A 24333-nucleotide genomic window follows, 5' to 3' on the forward strand; every position below is an offset into this window, starting at 1 on the left:
CCGCTTCACGGCATCGACTAAGTTATTTCTTTTCCGGCTTGGACTTTTTTCGACTGTCCCCGCCTTTCAAACTCTTTTGTGTCTTGCCCGAATTCTCCGGTTTCTTAGAACCGCTATCGGGTCCAAGATCATCATCCGGAATAAGCTGCTGACGCAACGCTTTGTCTTTTGCCAGTGCATCACGGATAAGATCATCGGTCAAAACAAGATGCGCATCAGCTATCTCGCTGAATGGAACTCGCACAGCCAAAGCTTCACCATAGGCTGCCTTGTCTGTATTGAGAACAAAACCATCCTCATCGACATCGCTAATTGTCCCGCGAAATTTCTTTCGCCCATCTATCATTCCGGTTGTTTCTATTTTTGCAATATGGCCTTGCCAACGCGAAAAATCGGATTTTCTGACGAGTGGACGATCAATCCCGGGCGAAGAAATTTCCAGATGGTATTTTCGCTCAATGATATCTTCAACATCAAGAATAGGAGAAACGACACCACTGACTTCCTCGCAATCCTTGATTGTCATTGTACCATCGCCACGTTCGGCCATAATTTGCAAAGTAAGCCCATTAAGACCGGATAAGCGGACACGAACAATCCGGTAGCCAAGAGGTTTCAACACCGGAGCAACAATTGCAACGACACGTGCTTCAACGCCTTTTTCTTCAAAAAGACGCGGTTCATCCAAATCACTTGCTTGTCCGCTCTCGCTCATACCCAACTTTTCCAAATATAAATCAAACCATTCCGGTAACAAAAAAGAGCGGGCTCGGAAAACCCACTCTTCATCAAATGATCAAGAATTTTCTATAATATACACCTGATGAATTTTGTTTTCAAGTAGAACATTTCGAATGTTTAAGACTGTTCTTCAGGCAATATTTCCGCCCGATAATTTTGAAGAGTTACCTCTATTTTCTGACAAATGTGAGATAAGCGGGTACGCGCCCTTCCCGTAATGCCTTTTCTTCATAGCGCGTTCCCGGCCAGGCCTCAAAAGGCAATTTCCAATCTGCAGCCCCATTGGCTGCCCAGATAAAATCCGGATGATGTGCACAGTGAAAAAGTGTCCAGTTCACATAAGTATCAATATCGGAAGCAAACCGGAACTTGGCTCCGGATTTCAAAACACGCGCAAAACGATCGAGATTCTTCATATTCACGAAGCGGCGTTTCCAGTGTTTCTTCTTCGGCCAAGGGTCAGGATAGAAAAGATCTATTCCGGCAATTGATGATGGCGGCAACCAGTCGAGCAACCGCGTGGCATCATCATCATAAAGCCGTATATGTTTCAATCTGTCTTGATTGTCTTCCAAAGCACCAAGCATTTTGGCCATTCCGTTAATGAATGGCTCGACACCGATAAAACCGGTTTGAGGGAATCTATCCATTTCATGGGCGAGATGTTCGCCACCACCAAAACCGATTTCAATGCGTATATCGTCGTAATTGTTTTTTGCGTCTCCGGAATTATTGAATAGGTCGGCGAGCCTTTCAGGTGCAGGTTTTGACAAATCCAATTCAAGAACGGTAAGCAATGTCTCTTCGCGTTTTATCTGGGCGGCACGCAATGCCTTCCCCCGACGTCGTCCGAAGAAAGCCTCGCTTGCCCGTTCTTTATGTCTGTCCATTACGCCGCCTTGATTGCCTCTTTCAGCGCCTTGACGAGATTTGTCCGCTCCCACGAGAACGAACCATCGCGTCCAGGTTTGCGACCAAAATGCCCATAAGCCGATGTTTTTGCGTAAATTGCTTTATTGAGTTCGAGATGCTTGCGGATTCCCGATGGTGACAAATCCATAACTTTGCGGATTGCAGCTTCGACGACACCTTCATCAACTTTGCCGGTTCCATGCAGATTGACATAGATCGAAAGAGGCTGCGCGACGCCGATTGCGTAAGAAAGTTGGATTGTGCAACGATCGGCAAGTCCTGCAGCAACGACATTCTTGGCAAGGTAGCGTGCCGCGTAGGCCGCCGAACGGTCAACTTTGGTGGTATCTTTACCGGAGAATGCACCGCCGCCATGAGGAGCTGCACCACCATAAGTATCAACAATAATTTTACGCCCGGTAAGACCGGCATCTCCATCCGGACCACCGATAACGAATTTTCCCGTCGGATTGATATACCAATTACAATTGTCGGCAATTTTTATATCGCTCAATGCTTGACGGATATATGGTTCGACGACCGAGCGCACTTTCTTTGAATCCCATGTCGGATCAATATGTTGGGTAGAAAGAACAATGGAGACCACTTCTACCGGTTTGTCGTTTTCATAACGAACAGTCACCTGACTTTTTGCATCCGGTCCAAGCTTGCTTGCTTCGCCTTCGTCAAGATGGCGGGCAATCGACAATGTTTCGAGAATTTTATGGGCATAGTAGATTGGTGCCGGCATCAAATCCGGTGTTTCTCTACAAGCATAGCCGAACATGATGCCTTGATCACCTGCACCTTCTTCACCCTGACGGTCGGATGCGTTATCCACGCCTTGGGCAATATCTGCAGATTGGGAATGCAACAAAACATCAATCTTCACTGTTTTCCAGTGAAAACCTTCCTGTTCGTAACCGATTGCGCGAATTGCACGACGGGCAGCTGAACGGAAGCGTGACGGGTTGATAACCGGATCTCCCTTCTTGTCATGGACAAGCTTGCCGTTTTTATCTTTTTTCAAAAGTGTATCAGGCACACGGACTTCACCGGCAATAATAACACGATTTGTGGTTGCCAGAGTTTCACAGGCAACACGGACAGACCATGGATCAACACCCGATTTGGATGCTTCCTTATAGATCATATCGACGATTTCATCCGAAATACGGTCACAAACTTTATCGGGATGACCTTCCGATACCGATTCACTGGTAAAAAGATAATTCTGATGAGACACGGGAAACCCCTCTAGAAAGACGACGTTTGCATTCTTTCCGGATACTCCGGAACGAAAAACGACAATTGCCTTATTTGCCAAGCTTGTCGAATTGCGTCAATGCCGTTTTAACGTGAACCGTGAAATAAATGTGATATTTGTCATTCAAATGGTAATTTTGATATATGGGCTATCAATCAAGTCTGCTTGAAAAATAGTGCGGCGACAAAAGCACGGAAATTTCTTTTAAAAAAATCAATAAATTTCAAATTGGATTTTAAATAATTAATCGGAAAATACCGTCTGACTTTTTCCCAGCCTCTTCAATGAAGAACGTACCTACAAGAAGAAGAACGCATCTACAAGGAATTCGATTTTTCGTCTTCAGAAAGTGCCTTTGCCAAGTCGATAATTTTGCGTCGGACTTTCGGATCCTTGATATTGGTAAAAGCACGCAGAAGCTGAATTCCCTCATTACTCGAACAAAAATCCATGAAGTTATTATCTCCCTCACGAAAACCTTCCGACGTACGGGTGCCCGGTGCTTCTTCGAAAAAATAGGATACCGGCACATCAAGAATTTCGGAGATCGCCTGAAGGCGGCTGGCACCGACACGATTGGTGCCTTTTTCATATTTTTGTATCTGCTGGAAGGTAATGCCGAGCTGCTCCCCCAATTTTTCCTGACTGAGCCCAAGCATATTTCGCCGTAGTCTGATGCGGCTTCCCACATAAACATCAGTCGGGGCGGGTATTTTTTTGGGTGCGGACATGATCTAACTTTCTCGCGTCAATACTGATCCATCTTCATAAGCCTGAACCAATGCAGATGATTTTGTTATTTAGGGGTTTTAGTATCGGTCCCCCGCTGGAACCAATTTTCATGCGCATAACACCCCATTGATTAGCACTTGTCAATCGAGTGTTCCTTTTTTACGAAACCAAACGTTAAACTTAACATCAGTATAATAAAAAATACAGAAAAAGCTTGGATAAATTTTGTTTTCATGTTCCATATCGGAACAATGGAAGAGGGTACTGGTACATCAATTAAACCGATTTTATCAAGATCCAAACTCCGCACGATTCGCCCATAGGGGTCAACGACTGCCGAAATTCCATTATTGGCTGCACGTATAAGTGGAATTCCCATTTCAACAGCACGTAAACGAGCCTGATCGAAATGCTGGTATGGTCCCGGTGTGACACCAAACCATCCGTCATTGGTAACGTTTAAAATCGCTTGAGGTTTTTCACCTTCATAGTCCATACCATCAGGAAAAATCACCTCGTAGCAGATCATCGGTAGAAACACAAAACCATCCGGCATCTTCACAGTTTTTCGTATCGGCGTGCTGCTATACCCCCCTGCCATTACAGCCAATGCATGAAGGCCTATTTTGTCAAAAAAATTCTGGAAGGGCAAATATTCGCCAAACGGGACAAGATGCACCTTGTCCGAAGACGACAGAATATTGCCATTACCATCAATTGTTTCAATTGTATTGAAATATTTATTGTTTTCGTCATTCGGTGCGCCACTGCTTCGGACTGCCCCGACAATTGCCCATTGATCCGGTTGGAGAATAGAAGCGATGCGCATTTTTGCTTCCGGCACATAGTCCAGTATATAGGGCACTGCGGTTTCCGGCCAGACAATATAGGCAGGTTCATGCGCACCATTTGTGAGCGGTTTTTCGCTCAGTTGCATATGTGCATCAAACATTGCATAGCGAACCTGATTGTCAAGTTTCTCGTCCTGTTTAATGGAAGGTTGTATGAGTCTTACCCACGTGTTGGCGTTGTCATAGTCATTGATCGGAGGTGCTTCATAAAGCCGGATAGCACCGAACCCCGTATGCGCACCAAAAAGAATAACGCCGATTGTTAAGGCAAGCCACCGGTGGTTTTTGTCATAAAAAGTAGCTGGCATTGAATAAAGAAGCACGGCGAGCGCATTCATTCCGTAAAGACCCACCACTGCGTCGGACTGCATAAAAAGCGGCGTCGGCATAATTGTGTAGCCGATTGCATTCCAGGGAAAGCCGGTAAACAATGTGGAACGCAAATATTCGGCAATACCGAGAGCAAACGCCAAAGCGAACAGACGGGATAGCCCCTTTTTCCAAAACAGAATAACAAGCCCGCCTGCAAGCCCCCAGTAAAGAGCAAGATAAAGCGGAAGCCCGAAAATTGCTAAAGGAATGGCCCAACCGAAACTTATGGGGTCGACCAGCATGGCACTGGAAAGCCACCAAAGACTAAAAACGAAATAGCCGAAGCCAAAACTGAAACAAGTAAGAAAGCCGAGCTTGAAGCGCTGCTTCAAACCGGAGGCGACAGCAACCTTATCAAGCAATAAAACCAGAACAGGAAAAGTAACAAAAGCCAGCGGGAAGAAGTACAAAGGCGCCGTTGCGAGAGCTGTTATTCCACCACAGACAAAGCTTACGAAATGCTGTTTCGAGCCTTTAAGCTTTCCAATATAAGTGGTTACTCCTGCCAAAATCTGCATGTCCGGTTTCCCCCACTTGCCTTTTACCTCTGGTAATTTCAACATCCGACAAGAAGATTGATTGTGACAGGAAAGAAAATACGAAACACCCGTTTTATAAATCGGACGGGGTGTTCTCCTTTTCCTGCTTTGGATGGTTCTGTAAAGGTTGGATTCGGATCCGTTTGATGCGGCGTTTATCGGCTTCCAGAATACGGAACTGGTAGCCGGGAACCGCTTCTACAACTTCCCCTTTTGCCGGTATCCGATCCAATGTTGAAACAATAAGTCCGCCGATTGTATCGACGTCCTCTCCATGTTCGCCCACCTTGAAATCCGGTCCCAGAGCTTTTTCCACCTCATCAAGATCGGCACTGGCATCAACAAGCCACCTGTTATCCGGTTCTTTGATAATGGACATGTCGACATCATCGTGCTCGTCTTCAATATCACCGACAACAAGTTCGACAATATCTTCCATTGAAGCAAGGCCATCCGTTCCACCATATTCGTCAATAATCAGCGCCATCTGAGTTCGGGTTGCCTGCATACGTGTCAAAAGCTGCCCTGCCAACATCGACCCGGGAACGAACAGAACACTGCGTATCAAATCGAGATTGCCGACAGGTTGCGACAGATCCACTTTGGAAAAATCAAGGCATCCTTCTTGTTCTCCACTTTGGGCTTTATGCGTAATGTAATTCAAAACATCACGAATATGCAGCATGCCACGCGGATCATCGAGACTTTCCGAATAGACCGGCATACGCGAATGACCGGATTTTTCGAACTCTATCAATGTCTCAGCCAACGTCGTTGTAATATCAAGCGCTTCGATTTCCGAGCGCGGTATCATCACATCCTCTACACGGGTTTCCCGAAGGCGCAAAATATTGTTCAACATGAGACGTTCTTCCGGCGAAAACAGCGAATTCGCGTCTCCCTGCCCATCGGAAAGGGCATCTGTCAGATCTTCTCGCAAGGTAGAATTATTGCGGGAACGCATAAAAGAAAAAAGATTGGCAAATAAAGACTTCTTTTCACTGCTTCGCGATTGTGAAGAACTTTGACCGGCCGATGAACGGTTAGACTCGTCTTCAATTGATTTATCTGTTTTTTCTGTCATGACTTTTTAAAGTTAGAATATTCAAAAGTAAAATACTTCACCTTTTTGCTACCGCATTAAAACATATATAATTCAATATATGTATAAAACGCCAATAGCAAGGTTCATCTTGTTACTCAATCATTATAAGGATCGGAAATACCAAGAGAAGCGAGAATTTTTCTCTCGAGAGATTCCATTTGTTCTGCTTCTTCATCATTTTGATGATCATATCCCGTCAAATGAAGAAGCCCGTGGACAATAAGATGGCTTAAATGGTCATCGAAGCTTTTATTTTCCTCCTGCGCTTCACATTGAACCGTTTCACGAGCAATAACAATATCACCCAGAATTGGGCCCGGTCGCTGCCCCGGTTGAATAGAAAAAGCGGGAAATGACAGGACATTTGTTGCCTTGTCTATGTGGCGCCACTTTGCATTTATCGTACGGATATTTGCATCGTCGGTAAAAACCAGACTGAGCTCGCTGTCGGCATCGTCGAATTCGAGCACGTGCAATGTGGCTTCAAGCACACGATCAACGAGCATTCTCAAACTGTGTTCGCTTTGCCAGCCATCAGCATTTATTGCAACGTCATAACGCACTGTCATTTTGATAAATTCTTTTTTCCGTTATTGTCTAAAGCGCGGTTCTTTGCATTTGCACGGGCATCCCGATCATAAGCTGTAACGATAGCCGTCACCAATGGATGGCGCACAACATCCTTTTGGCTAAAGTGCACTGTTACAATATTATCAATGGAATCGAGAATGCGCATTGCTTCGGTCAATCCCGACTTTTGTCCAAACGGCAAGTCGATCTGGCTCGGATCCCCGGTTACAATCATTCGCGAACCTTCTCCAAGGCGGGTTAAAAACATTTTCATCTGCATTGACGTTGTATTTTGCGCTTCGTCAAGGATAACAGCCGAATGTGCAAGCGTGCGCCCGCGCATAAAGGCAAGTGGTGCTATCTCGATAATATCGGCTGCCATTGCGCGTTCGATCTTTTCTGCCGGCATCATATCATAAAGTGCATCGTAAAGAGGCCGCAGATAGGGATCGACTTTTTCTTTCATGTCGCCGGGTAAAAAGCCCAATCTTTCACCGGCTTCGACTGCCGGACGAGACAGAATAATCCGTTCAACCAGCCCTCGCTCGAGAAGCATCGCTGCATGGGCAACGGCAAGATATGTTTTACCTGTTCCCGCAGGTCCCACACCGAAAACCAGTTCGGCTCGTTGCAGCGCACGCATATAAGCATCCTGTGTAGGCGTGCGGGCATAGATTGTTTTTTTGCGTGTGGAGATATGGGCCGGCGTTACTTTTGGCGGATCCTTTTCAGGGCTTTCCCGATCAGTTCTGGCGTCCGATGTTGCAGCAAGAGCTATTGCTCCGTCAACATCCGGCAATCCCGGTTGCAAGCCGGTTTTAGCAAGTTCATAAAGCTGATCAAGGGCTTGGCGAGCTACTTCTATATCCTGCTTGTTTCCACTGATTGACACTTCATTTCCCTGTGCACGGATATCAAGCCCCAATTTTTGCTCGATGCGAGCCAGATTTTCGTCAAACTGCCCAAAGACAACATTTGCTTGCCGATTATCCTCGAAAACAAGTACAACATGATCCATATCGGATGTAGCTGTTTTAACAGTGGCAGCAACAGTCGTCGCTTTGCCGGATTTTTTTACCTTTCCGGTTCCTTCGATCTTCAATGTTTTCTTTGTTCCGGTTGAATCGTTCAACCTTATCTCCTCAAAAAAACGTTTCTGTCAGCAATATATGGACTAAAAAACAAAAGAAAACCCGCTTTGATGACGAGCGCTCCAATTGAAAAACGTTATCGTCAGTTTACCGCATTGCCAAAAAGACTGTTCGGAAGAGCTTTGGTTATATCGACCGGAATAATTTCGCCAATTTTCGCATTTGTTGAAACGACAACAGGTAACAACCATGGCGAACGGCCAACCATTTGCCCGTCATGCCTGCCTGCTTTTTCAACAAGCACTTCAACACGTTCACCAATTTTCGACTTTAAAAACCGGTGCTGCTGATCAAGAATGAGAGTTTGCAAACGTTGCAGGCGCTCGTCTTTGACGCTTTCGTCAACATGATTTTTCATCGTTGCTCCCGGTGTTCCCGGACGTGGAGAATATTTGAACGAATAGGCGGAGCTATAGCCGACTTCTTCAACAAGCTTCATTGTGGCTTCGAAATCCTCATCAGTTTCCCCCGGAAAACCGACGATAAAATCACCCGAAAAAGCTATATCCGGACGTGCCTGACGGATACGGTCAATCAGTTTCAGATAATCGGCAGCTTTATGCTGGCGGTTCATAGCTTTGAGGATGCGGTCGGAACCTGATTGTACCGGAAGATGTAGATAAGGCATCAACATTTCAAGATTGCCATGAGCTGCGATAAGGCTGTCGTCCATATCGCGCGGATGACTTGTCGTATAACGTAACCGCTTCAAACCATCAATCTTTGCAAGCTCGTAAAGAAGATTACCCAACCGCCACTGACTGCCATCTTGCGAAACACCATGCCACCCGTTGACGTTCTGCCCAAGCAAAGTGATCTCTTTTACACCTGCATCAACAAGTTCGCGTGCTTCATTGATTATCTGTCCGACAGGCCGCGATACTTCAGAACCTCGGGTATAGGGCACAACGCAAAATGTGCAGAATTTATCGCACCCTTCCTGAACAGTCAGAAAAGCCGTAACACCACGTTTTTTCACAGCCTGACGGTTATGATGCGGAAGATGGGCAAATTTATCTTCAACGGCATATTCGGTTTCAACAATCTTCTTGCCCTCGTGCACCTTGCGTAACAGTTCAGGCAGGCGATGATAGGTTTGTGGCCCCACCACCAGATCAACTGTCGGGGCGCGCCTTAGAATTTCTTCCCCCTCGGCTTGGGCAACACACCCCGTCACACCTATTGTCAAGGGTTTTGAAGGATCGCGGTCCTCGCGCATAACGCGCAAACGCCCCAGATCGGAATAAAGTTTTTCGGCAGCTTTTTCACGAATATGGCAGGTATTAAGCAATATAAGGTCCGCATCGTCAGGAGATTGCGTAGCAACATAGCCTTCTGCGTCAAGGCTATCACCCATGCGTTCGCTATCATAGACATTCATCTGACAGCCATAGGTTTTGATATAAACCTTACGGGCATTGCTGTTTTTTTCTTTTGCTTCACTCATAACGCATATCTATCCGGTTTTCTTTGAAATCTCAATCATTTTGCTGAATGGTTCTACGCATGATCAAGGCATCACTATGGCCTTTACCGGTTTGATAATATCCGGGCCTGCGACCGACCTCATTAAAACCGGAACTTTTATAGAGAGCAAGAGCTGCTTTATTCGTCTCGTCAACTTCAAGAAAAAGTTGTTTTGCCCGTTCCTGATAAAGATATCTGAAAACGGCGTCCATAAGTGTCCGCCCTATTCCTTTTGAACGATAACGGGGATGCACAGCAATTGTGATGATTTCTGCTTCATCAATAACCAATCTACAAAGAATAAATCCCAATATTTTTTCCGGTTTACCCATTACGCTCACAGTAAAACCGAACATTTGTGGATCAGTCAAAAAAGAAGTGAAGGTTTCTTCATCCCATGCATGATAGAATGATTTTCTATGTATTTCATGTAGAGCCTCACTATCATCGGACGTGATAGGGGCAATAGTAAATCGCGATTTCGAAAAAGGAAAACTTATCATTCCTTTTTCCTGGGAAGAGAAAAACCCATTTGCGGTTTAGCATCCGCTTCGCGCAAATAAAGCGGCTTCGGCGCACCGTCCGACTTTTTCGACTGCGAGAGAATTGCAAAACTTATAACATCCGGTGCAGCAATAGAAAAAATCCGATTCTCCGCTATGCCTGCAGAATGAGCGATTGTTTCGGCAAAAGGGCCTGCAACGATTGCCTTATTATCAAGGGACGCAACAACGTTTTCGCAAGCCTTCACCTCGGGTGGTATAAGCGGTTCGAGCTTTTCGTCAAAATCCTGCCGGTAGACCATGTCACGACCGGCATCAATAACAGCTATTACATGGTGTTCCGGAAAGCGCTTAAGAGCTTCAAAACCGATTGCCTCAAGCGAGCTCACGCCAACCGCCGGCTTTTTCAAGGCCAAAGCCAGACCTCGTGCTGTTGCCACACCAATACGAACACCGGTAAACGACCCCGGACCGATGTTTACTGCGATGCGATCAACCTTGTCGAGATCAAGCCCTGACGTATTTTTCACCGCAATGATCTGATCAATAAGCTTTTCGGCGTGTCCTTTTCCGATGTTTTCACTCACCCGCGCCAGAACACGACCGTCGTTGATTAACGCTACGGCACAATTTGAAGAAGCTGTATCTAATGCTAATGTAATCATTCAATGTCTATTAAATCATTGTTCATTGAAACAAAAGAACAGAGGGATCGAATTTGGCGAATTTTTGAGCCTTTTGCGAACACTGTGTCAATGGCTTCCCTTCACAAATATCTACGCATCCTCAAAAACCTCTGCCTATTTCGAAACCGAAGCCATGAGCTGCCTCTATGAAAATAGCTAACGCCCCTACCGCCGATTATTTTAATCTATTAATCTTTCCGTTTTTCGTCGCGGCTTTTGCGTCTTAAAAAAATCGGATTGTCTCATTTCGGAGGCTACCCCGTCATCATTCTTCAGATATATTGAAAGAGATTATAAAGAGAAACATAAACATTATATTCCGGATAAGAAAAGGTTATAAAAATCTTATGCCTGCAACGGGTTTTATCTTAAGGCTAGAGAAACGATTACCGCTCTTATCTTTCTTAGAAAGCAGCACTCGACCGCGATCACTTATCAATCTCGTTCATAAAGTGCGTTTGATCCAAAAATACGAATTTTCGCCAACAAAAATATCGCACCTATTGATATTTTTATTTTTGTTTGTTTTTATAATATATATAAATTAAAATAAATATAAAATTTTATCATAGCGTACAGTGATTTATATTTATTTCATATAAAAGATAACATTCTAAAAAAATAAAAATATTTTAGATTAATTCTAAAATTTTCTGAGAAAAATATCCTTTATAAAATCGGTTTATGTGGCTGATAATGGAAATATATCAACCGAAGGAACGCTAATTATTTTATTTTTTTGATTGGAATATTTCCGGAAAGGTGTATTCTATATTTGCATCACCGCACTGCCTTTGAGAATGCTTGACAAGGGTAGAAATTCCAAGCGGAACTTTTTAGCGTTTGGTGCGTTTAATATTACGCAATTCAAATCAAGCGGAGATTAAGACAATATGTTAAAAACTCATAAAACCCGTAATGACATGCCGTCAAACACAAAGACAACTGCAATTGCCTTGTTGAACAAAAACCTGGCAACATTGATTGATCTGGCACTTATCACAAAGCAGGCACACTGGAACTTGAAGGGTTCCAATTTTATCGGTGTTCACGAAATGCTGGACGGCTTTAGGGATGCGATTGATGAACATGTCGACATCATTGCCGAACGTGTTGCGCAACTCGGGGGTACTGCGCTGGGAACCGTTCAAGCTGTTGCCGGTACCTCGAAATTGAAGGCTTATCCGACAGATATTTACAAAGTACATGATCATCTTAATGCATTGATCGAACGTTATGGCGACGCTGCCAATGACATGCGTAAAGCCATCGACGAGGCTGACGAAGCCGGAGATGCTGATACGGCAGATATTTTCACTGCTGCATCGCGTGAGCTCGACAAGAGCCTGTGGTTTCTTGAATCGCATGTTCAGGAAGCCTGATCGAACCGCTTTAACGTGGTATAGTAAATCTCTTAAATATAGGAAGCAGCTCTGTTGCTTCCTTTTTATTTGCCAAGTTTTTGCGATAAACGCGGCGATTTGCCGAATTTACGCAGTAAAATTATCAGAATACTACGGAGGAACATTTCTGAACAAACTCTGCATAATAAACGCAAAAATTTATTGGATGATTCAAAAAGCAGTTTTCATTTAAAATTTAAAGCGGCGGGCTTGTGGTGAAACCGGATGATTTTTCGCCAATGGTTTACCCGTTCCGTCGCGTACCTACGCATTTTCTTTTTAACGATGCTTATTGGTAATTTATCAACGCCTTGCCGCAGAATATGGCATCGCTACAAAAATTTGATCGTCTGCGTTTTCTCGATTTTCGGAAATGGTGTCTTACAATCAGAAGTAGGCGGATATTGAAGTGTTCGTCGATGAACTGACGTATTCCGGATCGACAAGCACGGATTAAATACCCTTTTAGACGTCCCCCCCTGAAAACACTTATGACGCAGGGTCTATCAGCTGTTACACACCAACTATACTCTCCTCAGTCGACACCCCTCAAAATTGAAAATATGCTATTGAGCCAATCTTCTAAACTCATACTTTGATTTCACCGGTGACGCGCGTCATTGAATTGTGCTCCACAAATTGACACCTTGCCGAATTAATGCACCTCGGAATTGCCAGGGACGTACCGAATATTTCTACTAATCTGCTAACCGCTGACGACCTCTAACGGAGGGGTAAGCATGCCCCCTTACTCCTTCGATAATCTTTTGCTTCATAGGCTCCGCACAGGTTGGATACCGCTTTAAAAATTCCGGCTCCCCGCAGGATCCCAAGACACAAACATAATTGAATACTTGTTACACCCGTTCATTGCTGTTTATGACAGCCATGAAAAATTGAAAAAGAACCATTAGGACCTTACACCGGGCATATACATTCTACGAACGGGAGAAATGTGGGCATCGTTATGCGCGAGCCTCGGTGCAACCGGAAACTTTCGAAACCGGGGCCGTTGGAATTGTTGAGGTTAGTTATATGGCTTTCTGGGCTAATGGAGGCGTGTAACATAATATGTGCCTTTATGGCCGGTTTGGCGCTTTGGAGCTTGTTGGACAAAGTTTGTGATCAAATTGGATGGCAGATAGGTTGTTTATAGATGTTATCACTCTACGAGCACCATTTTCCAACATATGACTCCATGTGCCGTTGCAACAATCTTGTTGGGAACTGTGCCGATAAATTACCGTTAAAAGGTATTGCCGCTGGTAAAAACTTCTATTTCTTTCGGAAGCGACGTGGTCGCTTTAAATAGCGTTTATGGCTTCAGGAAGCCATCGTCCATTTTTGGGTTTGATTACTTGTGGTGAGTTTCTTAAAGCAGAACAACGTTCGAAACGGTCAATTTCTCGAAAGCCTGCATTTACGACGGGTTTATAACGTTGAACGTTCGGCGAAAATTTTTCAAACCAGATAGCAATTGACGAGAATATATCAATCGGAAATCAACTAAATTTTTTATTATTCTCACCCCCGCATTTTCCTTCCGGGCGCTAAATCATTTGCAAGGAATATTAAGAACTCTTGATAAAAAAAGCCCCGCTTAAGAGCGGGGCTTCATATCTCTATTGTTTCAGTGACAATATTGATTATTGAGCAGGTGTAGCTGGTGTTTCAGGTGCAGCTTCTGTTGAAGGTGCAACCGGACTACCACCCGGAACCTGATCGATAATAGCATCAGGCTGAACGATACGACCCGAACCGCCCATCATGTTGTAGTTCAAGTGAGAAATTGCCCACCATGTACCACCAATAACGATGAATACGCAGAGAGCACCAAACCACATTGTACCGACCATCCACTTCGCATCCGGACCTTCGTTGAGGTGGAGGAAGAAAACGATCTGGACGACTATCTGAATGAGAGCCATGCCAATGAGGTAGATAACCTTGGTGCTGACCGCCCAATTATCAAGCATTCCTTGCATAACAGGAATGAATGAAGCGAGGGTCAATATAACAGCCAGAATGAATCCGACCATGTATTTGCCGGTTGTTACACCGTGTGCTTCTTCATGTTCGCTCATTATAGTGCTCCCAAAAGATAGACGGTGGTGAAGACACCAACCCAGACGATGTCGAGGAAGTGCCAGAAGATAGACAGACAGGTTAAACGTGTCTTGTTATCTTTATCCAAACCGCGACGGCCAAGATGCGCAAACATCAGTGCCATCCAGATCAAACCGGTTGTAACGTGGGCGCCATGTGTACCGACCAGCACGAAGAATGACGACCAATAAGCCGACAAAACTTCTTTACCGAATACGCGAACTCCGGTTTCAGGATCAATTCCAGCATAAGCATTCGGATCAAAGAAGAAAACATTTTCCTTACCGAAGAGAAGCTCATGGAATTCGTTCAATTCCATTCCAATGAATGCAAGACCAAGAATGAAAGTAATAGCGAGCCAGGTTTTTACCCCGCCGAGATTACCCTTGTGAACCTGTACCATTGCCATGCCGTAGGTGATTGACGAGAACAGCAGCAAAGCGGTTTCGCAAAGCACGTAATTGAGGTTGATGAAATCCTTACCGGCAGGTCCGCCACCGTAAGCGGAGGCGAACACTGCAAATGTAGCGAAGAAAGTCGAAAACAGTACAAGATCAGAGAGGATATAAACCCAGAATCCGAAGACAGTTGTCGAACTTCCGTCGTGATGGCTTTCCGCAGGAGCGGTTGTTACTGCTGTAGCGCTCATGCTTTTACTCCTTGTGCTTTGAGAACAGCGCTGAATTCGTCTTCAGTCTTCTGTACGTCCTCAGCTGAAATGTAGTGACCTGCATGATCGGCATTCAACGAATGGAGCAGTATAGTTACGATGAAAGCTAAGAAGCAAACCGCAGCTAACCACCAAATGTGCCAAACCATCGCAAACCCGATAACCAGCTCAAGAATTCCACCAATAAACCCGGCAATCGTGTTGTTAGGCATATGGATTTTCTCGAATCCCGAAGTTTTACGATGCTCACCACGTTGCTTCATATCCCAATAGGCATCGTCCGCTTGAACGACAGGGACAGTAGCAAAGTTATAAGCAGGAGGCGGGCAGGATACAGACCATTCCAAAGTACGTGCATCGCCCCACGGATCGTTCTGTGTGATCGGCAATTTGCCTTTATGCTTGATGCCATACCAGATGGCGATCAAAACTTGCAGAACAAAGCACAGGATACCAACAAGGATGATAAATGCACCTACGGCTGCTGTAATAAACAAAGGCTGCCAGCTTGGTTCGACATAGTGCTGCAAACGACGTGTTGCACCCATCAAGCCAACTGCGTAGATCGGCATGAATGCTACATAGAAGCCGATAAACCAGCACCAGAACGAAGCAATACCCAATGCGCGGTTCGGCTTGACACCGAAAGCTTTCGGGAACCAGAACGCCAATGCACCAAGGTAAGCAAACACAACACCACCAAGAATTGTGTGATGGAAGTGAGCAACCAAGAACAAGGAGTTGTGGAACTGCCAGTCTGCAGGAACGATCGAAAGCAGAACACCGGTAAGACCGCCACCAACAAAGGTGAACATCATACCCATGCACCACAACATCGGAGGTTCGAAGCGGATGCGCCCTTTATACATTGTGAAGAGCCAGTTAAAGACCTTAACACCGGTCGGAATAGCGATAATCATGGTTGCCGCACCGAAGAAGGTATTAACGGCCTGACCACCACCCATTGTGAAGAAGTGGTGTCCCCAAACGATGATCGAAAGGATCAAAATAACCAACAGCGCCCAAACCATTGAGGTGTAACCGAAAAGCCGTTTTGACGAGAATGTCGGAACGATTTCGGAAATGATACCAAACGCAGGAACAACAAGAAAATAAACTTCTGGGTGACCAAAAATCCAAACGTAGTTGATCCAGACCATCGGGTTACCACCCGCTGTATTGGTGAAGAAGTTCATGTCAAAGTAACGATCGCCAATCAACAAAGCGTCTGCGACAGCAAGCGGCGGATAGATGATCAATCCAAGTACGTTGGAGACGAGCACGCTCCAGCAGAATACCGGCATCTTCCACATTGTCATTCCTGGCGCTCGACACTTGATGATAGTGGCAACAAAGTTGACACCACTCATCGTCGTCGCGATACCTGATAACTCTAGTGACCACAAATAATAGTCAACACCTGTATCCGGGCTATTCAACAACTCCGAGAACGGAGGATACATCAACCAGCCGCCACGGCCGAAGTTACCAATACCGAGCGAAATGTTGATGAGAACTGCGCCAGCAAATGTTGTCCAAAAACCAATGTTGTTCAAGAACGGAAAGGCTACGTCACGAGCGCCAAGTTGTAGCGGTACCACATAGTTCATAATACCGAACATCAGCGGCGTTGCCATAAAGAACAGCATAATCGTGCCGTGCGCCGAGAAAATCTGGTCAAAGTGATCAGGCGGTAGATAACCCGCAGTCTCTGTTCCAAGCGCGAACGCTTGGTGTGTACGCATCATGATAGCATCTGCAAAGCCACGAACAAGCATGACAATTGCAAGGACGATATACATAATGCCGACGCGCTTGTGATCAACAGATGTGATCCAATTGCGCCACAATATTCCCCACCAGCCAAGCAGCGTAATAGCGGCAAGAATAACGACGGCCAATGCAACTACAACAAGGCAGGTGTAAAGGACGATCGGCTCATTCGTTAGCGCGTGAAACGCTCCGGCTACAGGGTCTGTAAGTCTTCCAAACATTTTTCAACCCATATTAAATGAATTTCGGTTTGGAGGGGACATTGCCTTTATAAGGCTGAAAGCCCCTTCCTTGATGATTTTATTTCTTCTGAACCACACCGGGATCAAAGACGGAGCAAAGCTCACCCCACAAAGATTTCGCTGCAGCCAATTTCATCTGATCTTCGTTGCAAGTTGTGCCTTCATCAACGCAACGGTTTACGATGCGATAATATAGACCTTTTTCAACTTGCGAGAAATAGCGAATCTCTGCGTCTTTCTGTTTGCCTGCGACATCACCCATTTTCGGGGAATATGAAAGCTGACGGTAACCGGCGCGATCGAGCGTTTCCTTGCTTTCACGAGCTTTGGAAATCCAGTTGTCAAAATCAGCCTGGGCTACAGAGTTCCACTTGAAGTGCATTTCAGAGAAGCCGTCACCACTATAATTAGCGGAAGATCCTTTGAATACGCCCTTGCGATCAGCAATAAGATGCAACTTCGCATTCATTTGCGGCATTGCATACAAAACTGTCCCAAGACGCGGAACCCAAAAAGCGTTAACCGAATTTTCCGAAGTCAACTGCAACAGAACCTGACGGTTTTCCGGTGCATAGATTTCGTTAATCGAAGCAACGCCATATTGCGGATAGATAAACAACCATTTCCAGTCGAGTGCTACAGCATCGATCTGGAGCGGTTCCTGTGCCCCAGCAACAGCTTTATCAAGCGGCTTTGAAGGTTCGAGCTTGAATGTAAAATAAGACATCAAGCTACCCAAAATGATAATGACAAGAATCGGAATACCCCACATCAGGGTTTCCACTTTATTGGAGTGCCCCCAATCCGGCAGATATTCTGCTTGGGTGTTGGTAGCACGGTATCTAATTGCGAACGTAACGATTGCGATCATCACAGGAACGACAATACACGCCATTACGATAACGCACGTAATAATCAAAATTAGCTCATGGCGCGCCACATAGCCCGCCGGGTTCAGAACATCGAATTCACAACCCGACAAGAGCAAAGCGGATGTTAAAACGCCCAGCAGCCCTGTTAGTTTACCAAAGTTCTTCATTCCTACCTGCCTCTTTATATGCATTGCATATTATTGCACGAGGGTATTTCTATTAATTCGTCACGGAAAAGCAGGGTTTTCCACTTCTCCGACATTCCCCGTCAGGCAGAATAATTGTCCCAAAAAGACATAGAAGCCCGACTTGGACTGACGTTGCCACAAGTACAATTGTGGCATCATCTAGGCACGTCTTACTCTTCGGGTGAAAATTCGCAAGGGTTTTGTCCCCCCCTGCGTCAATATTGCGCGGTTTTTGAGACAATTTTTGATTCACAAATCGTGTTTTACGATATATTCCACTGCAAATTGGTAACCGGCACTTCCACAGCCTGCAATGACAGCGTCGGCCCGTTCCGACACAAACGAGTGGTGACGATAGGCCTCTCTTTTGTGGATGTTCGATAAATGAACCTCGACAACCGGCCCCTCAAACATTTTCAATGCATCAAGAATCGCAATCGAAGTATGGCTATAGGCAGCCGGATTAATGATAATGGCAGCACTTTTCCCTATGGCATCCTGAATGAAACTTACCAATTCCCCTTCAAGGTTGCTTTGCAGAAAATCGATATCGAATCCGTGCGCACGGGCGCATTTCCGGGTAAGTGCCTCGATATCTTTCAAAGTTTCATGACCGTAGATCTCCGGCTCGCGTTTGCCTAAAAAATTGAGATTTGGTCCGTTCAAAACAGTAATCTTTTTTGCCATAGCCATATTTCCCTCTCCAGCTCAACAAGCTCACTTCAGATCATAGACCATCGTCGTCCAATATTCATTAATTGTTCACAACACTTCCGTTTGATAATTCAAAAAATTGGGCCCGATCTTTCAGATCGGCAAAAAGTTGTTGGTCGGTTCCCGTCATGAAAGTTTGTGCACCGAGCCTTTCAAGACTATCAAACAAAACTTTGCGCCGGCGCGGATCGAGATGGGCTGCCATTTCGTCCAACAGAAGAATCGGTGTCATGCCCGATATAGCCGAAGTCAATTGCGCATGGGAAAGGACAAGGCCCGTCAAAAGTGCTTTTTGTTCGCCGGTTGAACAAAGGCCGGCCGGCATATTTTTCTTGGCGTAATAGACCAGCATATCGCTTCTATGGGGCCCTTCGAGAGTGCGTCCGGCAACACGATCCGACTCACGTTTATCATGGAGGCTCTGTCTATACTCCTCTTCGACATCAACTGCCGATTTGCGCGCTAATGCCTTTTCGATTGTTCCCTCTATGTCGAGGACGGGACTGGGGAAAGTCTCTTCACTGTCAAAATTTTCAATATCGGAAATAAGCCGCACAACGTCCATACGGGCAGCGGCAATAGCAATGGCGAGCTCCGCCATCTGGACTTCCAATGCATTAAACCACCGTTCGTCACGGCTGCCATCAGTCAAAAGACGATTTCGCGCACGCATTGCTTTTTCAAAATCCGACACACGACGGGCATGTGCGGGGTCAATTGCCAGAACCATACGATCAAGAAACCGTCTGCGATCGGCTGCCGGCCCTGTAAACAGCCCATCCATAGATGGAACAAGCCAACTGATGCGGCAATAATCGGTGAGCCGGTCAGACGCTACACTTTCTCCGTTTATCCGTATTCTTCGTCCAGTCGAGGCAATATCACTAGCTGTCCCGATGCTGGCATCTCCATAAAGAGCAGAGTGTAATTGGGCAAAAACGACAAACCCGCTGTCTTCTACCTCATTGATTGGTGAATTCAGACCGGCTATTGCAGTTTCGGAGTCGACGGTTTCTTGTTTGCCGGATTTTTCAAAGGTTTCGAGAGACTCATCTTCCCTTTGATTGACAGCATTTCCGTAGGCAGAACCCAAGACGGGATTTGAACGAATAACATTATCATAGGCCGCACGACGCAACCCCCGCCCGGGAGAAAGAAAAGACAACGCTTCAAGCAGATTGGTTTTGCCTGCTCCGTTATGACCGGTAAAAACAACAAGCCCGTCGGAAAAGTCGGCAGAAAAGCTTCGATAGTTACGATAATTGGTCAGTCTCAGTTGCCGGACAGAAACTTTTGCAGCCCGCCCGCCAGTTTTTTCCACCATTCGTTTTCTATACACGCATTGGCATCAACACATAAAGTGCGTCTGCATCATCACTATCACGAATAAGAGTCGGCGCCCCCGCATCGGCAAGCATGAAGATCGCATTTTCACCATTAAGTTGAGCCATGATATCAAGAAGATACTTGGAATTAAAACCGATTTCCAACGGCTCTCCCTCATAATCGGCAACGATTTGATCCTCGGCGCTACCTGAATCCGGATTGTTGACCGTAAGCGTCAATTGACCATTTTCGATTGTCAATTTGACGGCTCTCCCACGATCACTGGAAATAGTCGAAACGCGATCGACAGCGGCGGCAAAACTTTGCCGGTTGATGGTCAATTTCTTGTCATTGGCCAATGGTATAACACGCTGATAATCGGGAAATGTACCGTCGATCAATTTCGAGGTCAGCACGACAGAAGCAATACTGAAACGTATTTTCGTTTCCGAAACTTCGATTTTGATTTCACTTTCCGTCTCTTCGCCCAGCAATTTTTGCAACTCGCCGACGGCCTTGCGCGGAATAATAATACCCGGCATACCTTCCGACCCTGAAGGCGCATCGGTTTCAGCTTCTGCCAAACGGTGCCCGTCTGTGGCCACAGTGCGTATTTTCAAGCCTTTATTATCAATAACATGAAAATAGATGCCATTGAGGTAATAGCGCGTTTCTTCTGTCGAAATAGCAAATTGTGTGCAATCAATGAGTTGTTTCAGGGCTGACGCCGACAATGTGAAACTATGACTGAAATCACCGGCATTAAGCTCGGGAAAATCTTCCTTGGGCAAGCATTGCAAATGGAAATTCGAGCGACCCGAAACAACCTGCATAGCGTTGCCGTCATCGGAAACCGAGAGCATAATCTCGCCACCTTCGGGAAGTTTTCGAACAATCTCGTAAAGAAGATGGGCAGGGACAGTCGTCGATCCACTCTGTTCGATATTTGCCGTGGTTGTTTCTGTAACTTCCAGATCGAGGTCGGTAGCCTGCAATTCGACACCGGCATTAACCGTATTGATCAAGACGTTGGAGAGAATAGGAATCGTATTGCGCCGTTCGACGACGCGATGGACACGACCGAGAGACTTTAACAGATTGCTACGATCGACTGTGATGCGCATATTGGACACTCTCTTAACTTATTCTGCCAACCAGAGAATTTCTTGTTGCCTAACTTTGTACGGAACGATTCCTTCAAAACAAAGAATCACCTGCCAAGAAAAACAAATAAGAACCAGAATGGCAATATTCTTGCCTAAAATGCAAGTTTATTGCCCTTATATCACTTTTGTGGCCCGCGAGACTCAGGAAAAACACAATCAGGCTGACTGCTCATCAATCAGACGCTTGAGCAATTCCAGTTCTTTTGCCAATTGCTGATCGGCACAAACCATATCTTCAATCTTGCGCACGGCGTGAAGAACAGTGGTGTGATCGCGTCCGCCAAAGCGACGCCCGATTTCCGGCAACGAACGCGGTGTCATCATCTTTGCAAGATACATAGCAACCTGACGTGGTTTGACAATTGTACGGGTTCTCCGATTTGACAACAGATCCTGCTTGGAAACATTGTAATGGCGTGCAACGACCCGCTGGATTTCCTCAATGCGAATTCGCTTCGGCTCGCCCGAGCGAGTAAGATGATCAAGCAATTCATCAATACGGTTCAACGACAAATCGGGCTCGAATGACTGACGGAACAGGAGCTGGTTGAATGCACCTTCGAGATCGCGTCCGGAACCGGAAACGATTCTTGCAATATGCGCCAGAACTTCATCGGGAATGGAAATCGAGGGATCATCATGCTGGGCGGTTTTCAAGCGCTTACGCAACATTTCAAGACGCATATCGAAATCGGGAGACTCAATTTCCAACGAAACCCCGCCTTGTAAACGTGAACGAACACGTACATCAAGCGACTCGAGCTCGGCAGGGGCGCGATCGGCAGCAACAACAACCTGTTTTGCACTATCAAGCAGCATGTTGAGCAGATGGCAAAATTCATGCTGGATCGACTTGCCCTGCAAAAACTGCATATCGTCAATAATAAGCAAATCAATGTCACGCAATTGCTCTTTGAATGATAATGCATTGTTGTCGCGAATGGCCGTTGCAAAACGCCACATAAAATATTCAGCCGTCAGATAAATCACCCGAACCGGTGTGGGGCGTTGCAAAGCAGCAGCCGCAATAGCCTGTAAAAGATGGGTTTTTCCCAAACCGACAGCGGCATGAATAAACAAAGGATTAAAACGTAAAGCGCTTTTATGGCTTTCCGCAATGGAACGGGCGGCGGCAAGAGCAACGCGATTGGATGGACCTTCTACAAATGTGTCGAACGTATAACGCGAGTCGAGCGGTGAACCGAAAACACTTTGCTGCGCCTCGCCCGAAAAACGTTCGGGCCGGTTATGCATAGAAGAAGCTGTTGTATTTTCTTGCTGAACATGAACATGGGCATCTTCGTCTTTATGCGTAACGGTGTGTTTTACCACCCGATTCATACCGCGCACGACAATATCGACTCGCAATAGTGTTGGACATTCCTGACGCCAGAGTTCGGTAAGAATAGTGGCATAATGATTGGTAATCCATGAGCGCAAAAACGCCGTAGGCACCGATAAACGAACTTGACTGCGACTGAATTCGTCAAGCTGCAAACGCCCGAACCAGCTAGAATATGCCTCGTTACCGACGTGAACTTTGAGCTGCGCCATAACACGTGCAAAAAGTTCATCCCCTTCGTCTTGTGCTACCAGATGATGAAGACTTTCTTTCATCCCTGTTTCACCTGACTCTATCCCGTTCAAATTTGACATTTTACGCAACATTCTCTCTGACGATAACCGAAGCAAGACTGGTCATAACCATTACCCTCACATCCGCCAACGGTTCTCGCCTTTAACACCAAAATTAAAGCAATTCGCACAAAACAGATTTCCGCGTAAACTCAGTTTCGTTAAACCGGTACACATCCGTTTTATCCTACAAATTCGAATAAACCCCTACAAAACTGCCATTCTCAAGATCAGACATCACCGGCATGTGTTCCAAACGTATTATCCACTACGCGTTCGATATACCGGTAACCCTGTCCCGACGATAGCTCATCAGACATTTCACAGGCCAAGCACAAATGACATTTTGTCTTTCAAGCAATTGCAAGGTTGCTTTTATTGCGCCCCCCCTTGCCCGGACAAAAATCAAAATCGCTTTACCCTTTCAACTGCACCAACGAACCTTTGACCCTACTTGGCCGAAGACTCATGAAACATATGGAAAAGCTATCATTTCCGAAGATGACCATACAAAAACGCTTCCCATAAATGCAAGGGGTGAATGGAAGCCGAAAATGGCTTTAACAGCCGACTCTTCCAATCCGTAAGCCGGATAGAAAAGCGTAATTACTTTGATTCAATAAGCTTTTTTCAATTATCTACACCGACTTTTGTCCGCCGAATTTTTTTAAAAAAATTTTTAAAAAAAATACTTGACAAAAACCGAACGTAACAGGCTTTCCTGAGGCTTGTGGATAATAAGTCTAATTATTTGTTTTTAAACGATTTTTATACCATTTTTTGAAACAGTATTTCATTCTAAAAATATTAATTTTTACGGTTAATTTTTCTCTTCTTGACATAGATCAAAACATAAAAAAACCGGTACCAAAAGATACCGGTTGGAATCACTATTTATGAATAAAAACACACACTCGAGCGAGCGGTTTTTTAAAATGTCAGGCCGAGATAGCTTTCAATTTCTTAGCCAAACGAGAAACTTTGCGCGACGCTGCATTTTTATGCAGAACACCTTTTGTGACAGCACGCATCAATTCGGGCTCGACAGCTTTGAAAGCAACTTCAGCTGCGGCTTTATTGCCGCCGGCAACAGCATCATCAAACTTGCGTACGAATGTACGAATACGTGTACGACGTGATTTGTTAACTTCTGTGCGCGTTGCAATCTTACGCACTGCTTTTCTGGACGAAGGTGTATTCGCCATAAGTCTATCTCTCTCTTCTTATTGAACGGCCATAAAAGCCTAGAAACACAAACTGCGGCCAAGAGCCGCTTAATCTTGGCGGGCTTATAGCTTAATTCAGCCGCTCGCGTCAATGAGATTCTCTCAAATTGTCATTT

Annotated in this window: 21 protein-coding genes; 1 reads left to right on the top strand and 20 read right to left on the bottom strand. The window is 45.5% G+C overall.

All coding sequences use genetic code 11. The features are described 5' to 3' along the window. Positions 1-22: 22 nt before the first annotated feature. From rimP to tsaB, 11 genes are all read right to left on the bottom strand, one after another. A complete protein-coding gene (gene rimP / locus H3V12_RS07350) occupies positions 23-715 on the bottom strand; it encodes a ribosome maturation factor RimP (protein ID WP_198214123.1) in 693 nt (230 codons plus the stop codon). 196 nt (positions 716-911) lie between these two features. Next, positions 912-1631: a tRNA (guanine(46)-N(7))-methyltransferase TrmB gene (locus H3V12_RS07355; protein WP_198214124.1), complete on the bottom strand. Its 720-nt coding sequence runs from the start codon at positions 1629-1631 to the stop codon at positions 912-914. Further along, positions 1631-2899 carry a methionine adenosyltransferase gene (metK, locus tag H3V12_RS07360; RefSeq protein ID WP_075915635.1) on the bottom strand — a complete coding sequence of 423 codons (1269 nt, stop codon included), beginning with the start codon at positions 2897-2899 and terminating at the stop codon, positions 1631-1633. Before metK ends, H3V12_RS07355 begins: the two co-directional genes overlap by 1 nt. Before the next feature lie 338 nt (positions 2900-3237). Further along, positions 3238-3651 carry a helix-turn-helix transcriptional regulator gene (locus H3V12_RS07365; protein WP_198214125.1) on the bottom strand — a complete coding sequence of 138 codons (414 nt, stop codon included), beginning with the start codon at positions 3649-3651 and terminating at the stop codon, positions 3238-3240. A gap of 131 nt (positions 3652-3782) precedes the next feature. Beyond that, positions 3783-5393 (bottom strand): apolipoprotein N-acyltransferase, encoded by a 1611-nt coding sequence (lnt, locus tag H3V12_RS07370; RefSeq protein WP_198214126.1) that lies wholly within the window; start codon positions 5391-5393, stop codon positions 3783-3785. A 94-nt stretch (positions 5394-5487) separates the two neighbouring features. Next, positions 5488-6498, bottom strand: coding sequence for a hemolysin family protein (locus H3V12_RS07375; RefSeq protein ID WP_198214127.1), 1011 nt, complete (start codon positions 6496-6498; stop codon positions 5488-5490). Positions 6499-6614: 116 nt separating this feature from the next. After that, entirely contained in the window at positions 6615-7088 is a 474-nt protein-coding gene (gene ybeY, locus H3V12_RS07380) for an rRNA maturation RNase YbeY (RefSeq protein WP_198214136.1), read from the bottom strand. Continuing rightward, positions 7085-8107: a PhoH family protein gene (locus H3V12_RS07385; protein ID WP_198214350.1), complete on the bottom strand. Its 1023-nt coding sequence runs from the start codon at positions 8105-8107 to the stop codon at positions 7085-7087. The genes ybeY and H3V12_RS07385 overlap by 4 nt, the downstream gene beginning before the upstream one ends. Before the next feature lie 215 nt (positions 8108-8322). Then, positions 8323-9687, bottom strand: a complete 1365-nt coding sequence (gene miaB, locus H3V12_RS07390; RefSeq protein WP_198214138.1) for a tRNA (N6-isopentenyl adenosine(37)-C2)-methylthiotransferase MiaB — start codon at positions 9685-9687, stop codon at positions 8323-8325. A gap of 31 nt (positions 9688-9718) precedes the next feature. Continuing rightward, entirely contained in the window at positions 9719-10210 is a 492-nt protein-coding gene (rimI, locus tag H3V12_RS07395) for a ribosomal protein S18-alanine N-acetyltransferase (protein ID WP_075869728.1), read from the bottom strand. Next, complete coding sequence (gene tsaB / locus H3V12_RS07400; protein WP_198214140.1) at positions 10207-10875, bottom strand: tRNA (adenosine(37)-N6)-threonylcarbamoyltransferase complex dimerization subunit type 1 TsaB; 669 nt, start codon at positions 10873-10875, stop codon at positions 10207-10209. The genes rimI and tsaB overlap by 4 nt, the downstream gene beginning before the upstream one ends. Positions 10876-11789: 914 nt before the next feature. Between tsaB and dps the strand changes: the two genes are divergently transcribed. Continuing rightward, positions 11790-12278: a DNA starvation/stationary phase protection protein Dps gene (gene dps, locus H3V12_RS07405; RefSeq protein ID WP_075913591.1), complete on the top strand. Its 489-nt coding sequence runs from the start codon at positions 11790-11792 to the stop codon at positions 12276-12278. A 1667-nt stretch (positions 12279-13945) separates the two neighbouring features. Here the strand turns inward: dps and cyoD are convergent. The 9 genes from cyoD to rpsT form a co-directional block, all read right to left on the bottom strand. Continuing rightward, positions 13946-14383, bottom strand: a complete 438-nt coding sequence (gene cyoD / locus H3V12_RS07410; protein ID WP_198214142.1) for a cytochrome o ubiquinol oxidase subunit IV — start codon at positions 14381-14383, stop codon at positions 13946-13948. Beyond that, on the bottom strand, positions 14383-15054 hold the full coding sequence (locus tag H3V12_RS07415; protein WP_198214144.1) for a cytochrome (ubi)quinol oxidase subunit III: 672 nt from the start codon (positions 15052-15054) through the stop codon (positions 14383-14385). Before H3V12_RS07415 ends, cyoD begins: the two co-directional genes overlap by 1 nt. Next, entirely contained in the window at positions 15051-17069 is a 2019-nt protein-coding gene (locus tag H3V12_RS07420; protein WP_198214146.1) for a cbb3-type cytochrome c oxidase subunit I, read from the bottom strand. Before H3V12_RS07420 ends, H3V12_RS07415 begins: the two co-directional genes overlap by 4 nt. Before the next feature lie 79 nt (positions 17070-17148). Then, positions 17149-18129 (bottom strand): ubiquinol oxidase subunit II, encoded by a 981-nt coding sequence (gene cyoA / locus H3V12_RS07425; protein WP_198214148.1) that lies wholly within the window; start codon positions 18127-18129, stop codon positions 17149-17151. Positions 18130-18399: 270 nt separating this feature from the next. Next, positions 18400-18837 (bottom strand): type II 3-dehydroquinate dehydratase, encoded by a 438-nt coding sequence (aroQ, locus tag H3V12_RS07430; protein ID WP_198214150.1) that lies wholly within the window; start codon positions 18835-18837, stop codon positions 18400-18402. A 67-nt stretch (positions 18838-18904) separates the two neighbouring features. Then, positions 18905-20188: a DNA replication/repair protein RecF gene (gene recF / locus H3V12_RS07435; RefSeq protein ID WP_198214152.1), complete on the bottom strand. Its 1284-nt coding sequence runs from the start codon at positions 20186-20188 to the stop codon at positions 18905-18907. Positions 20189-20195: 7 nt separating this feature from the next. Next, the gene (gene dnaN, locus H3V12_RS07440; RefSeq protein WP_198214154.1) at positions 20196-21314 is read right to left on the bottom strand and encodes a DNA polymerase III subunit beta; all 1119 of its coding nucleotides are present in this window, start codon (positions 21312-21314) and stop codon (positions 20196-20198) included. Positions 21315-21512: 198 nt separating this feature from the next. Next, entirely contained in the window at positions 21513-23012 is a 1500-nt protein-coding gene (gene dnaA / locus H3V12_RS07445) for a chromosomal replication initiator protein DnaA (protein ID WP_198214156.1), read from the bottom strand. A 917-nt stretch (positions 23013-23929) separates the two neighbouring features. Then, positions 23930-24196 carry a 30S ribosomal protein S20 gene (gene rpsT, locus H3V12_RS07450; RefSeq protein ID WP_075869719.1) on the bottom strand — a complete coding sequence of 89 codons (267 nt, stop codon included), beginning with the start codon at positions 24194-24196 and terminating at the stop codon, positions 23930-23932. Between the last annotated feature and the right edge of the window lie 137 nt (positions 24197-24333).

Origin of the sequence: Bartonella sp. W8167 (genome assembly GCF_016100335.1) — a bacterium.
Classification (GTDB): Bacteria; Pseudomonadota; Alphaproteobacteria; order Rhizobiales; family Rhizobiaceae; genus Bartonella; species Bartonella apis.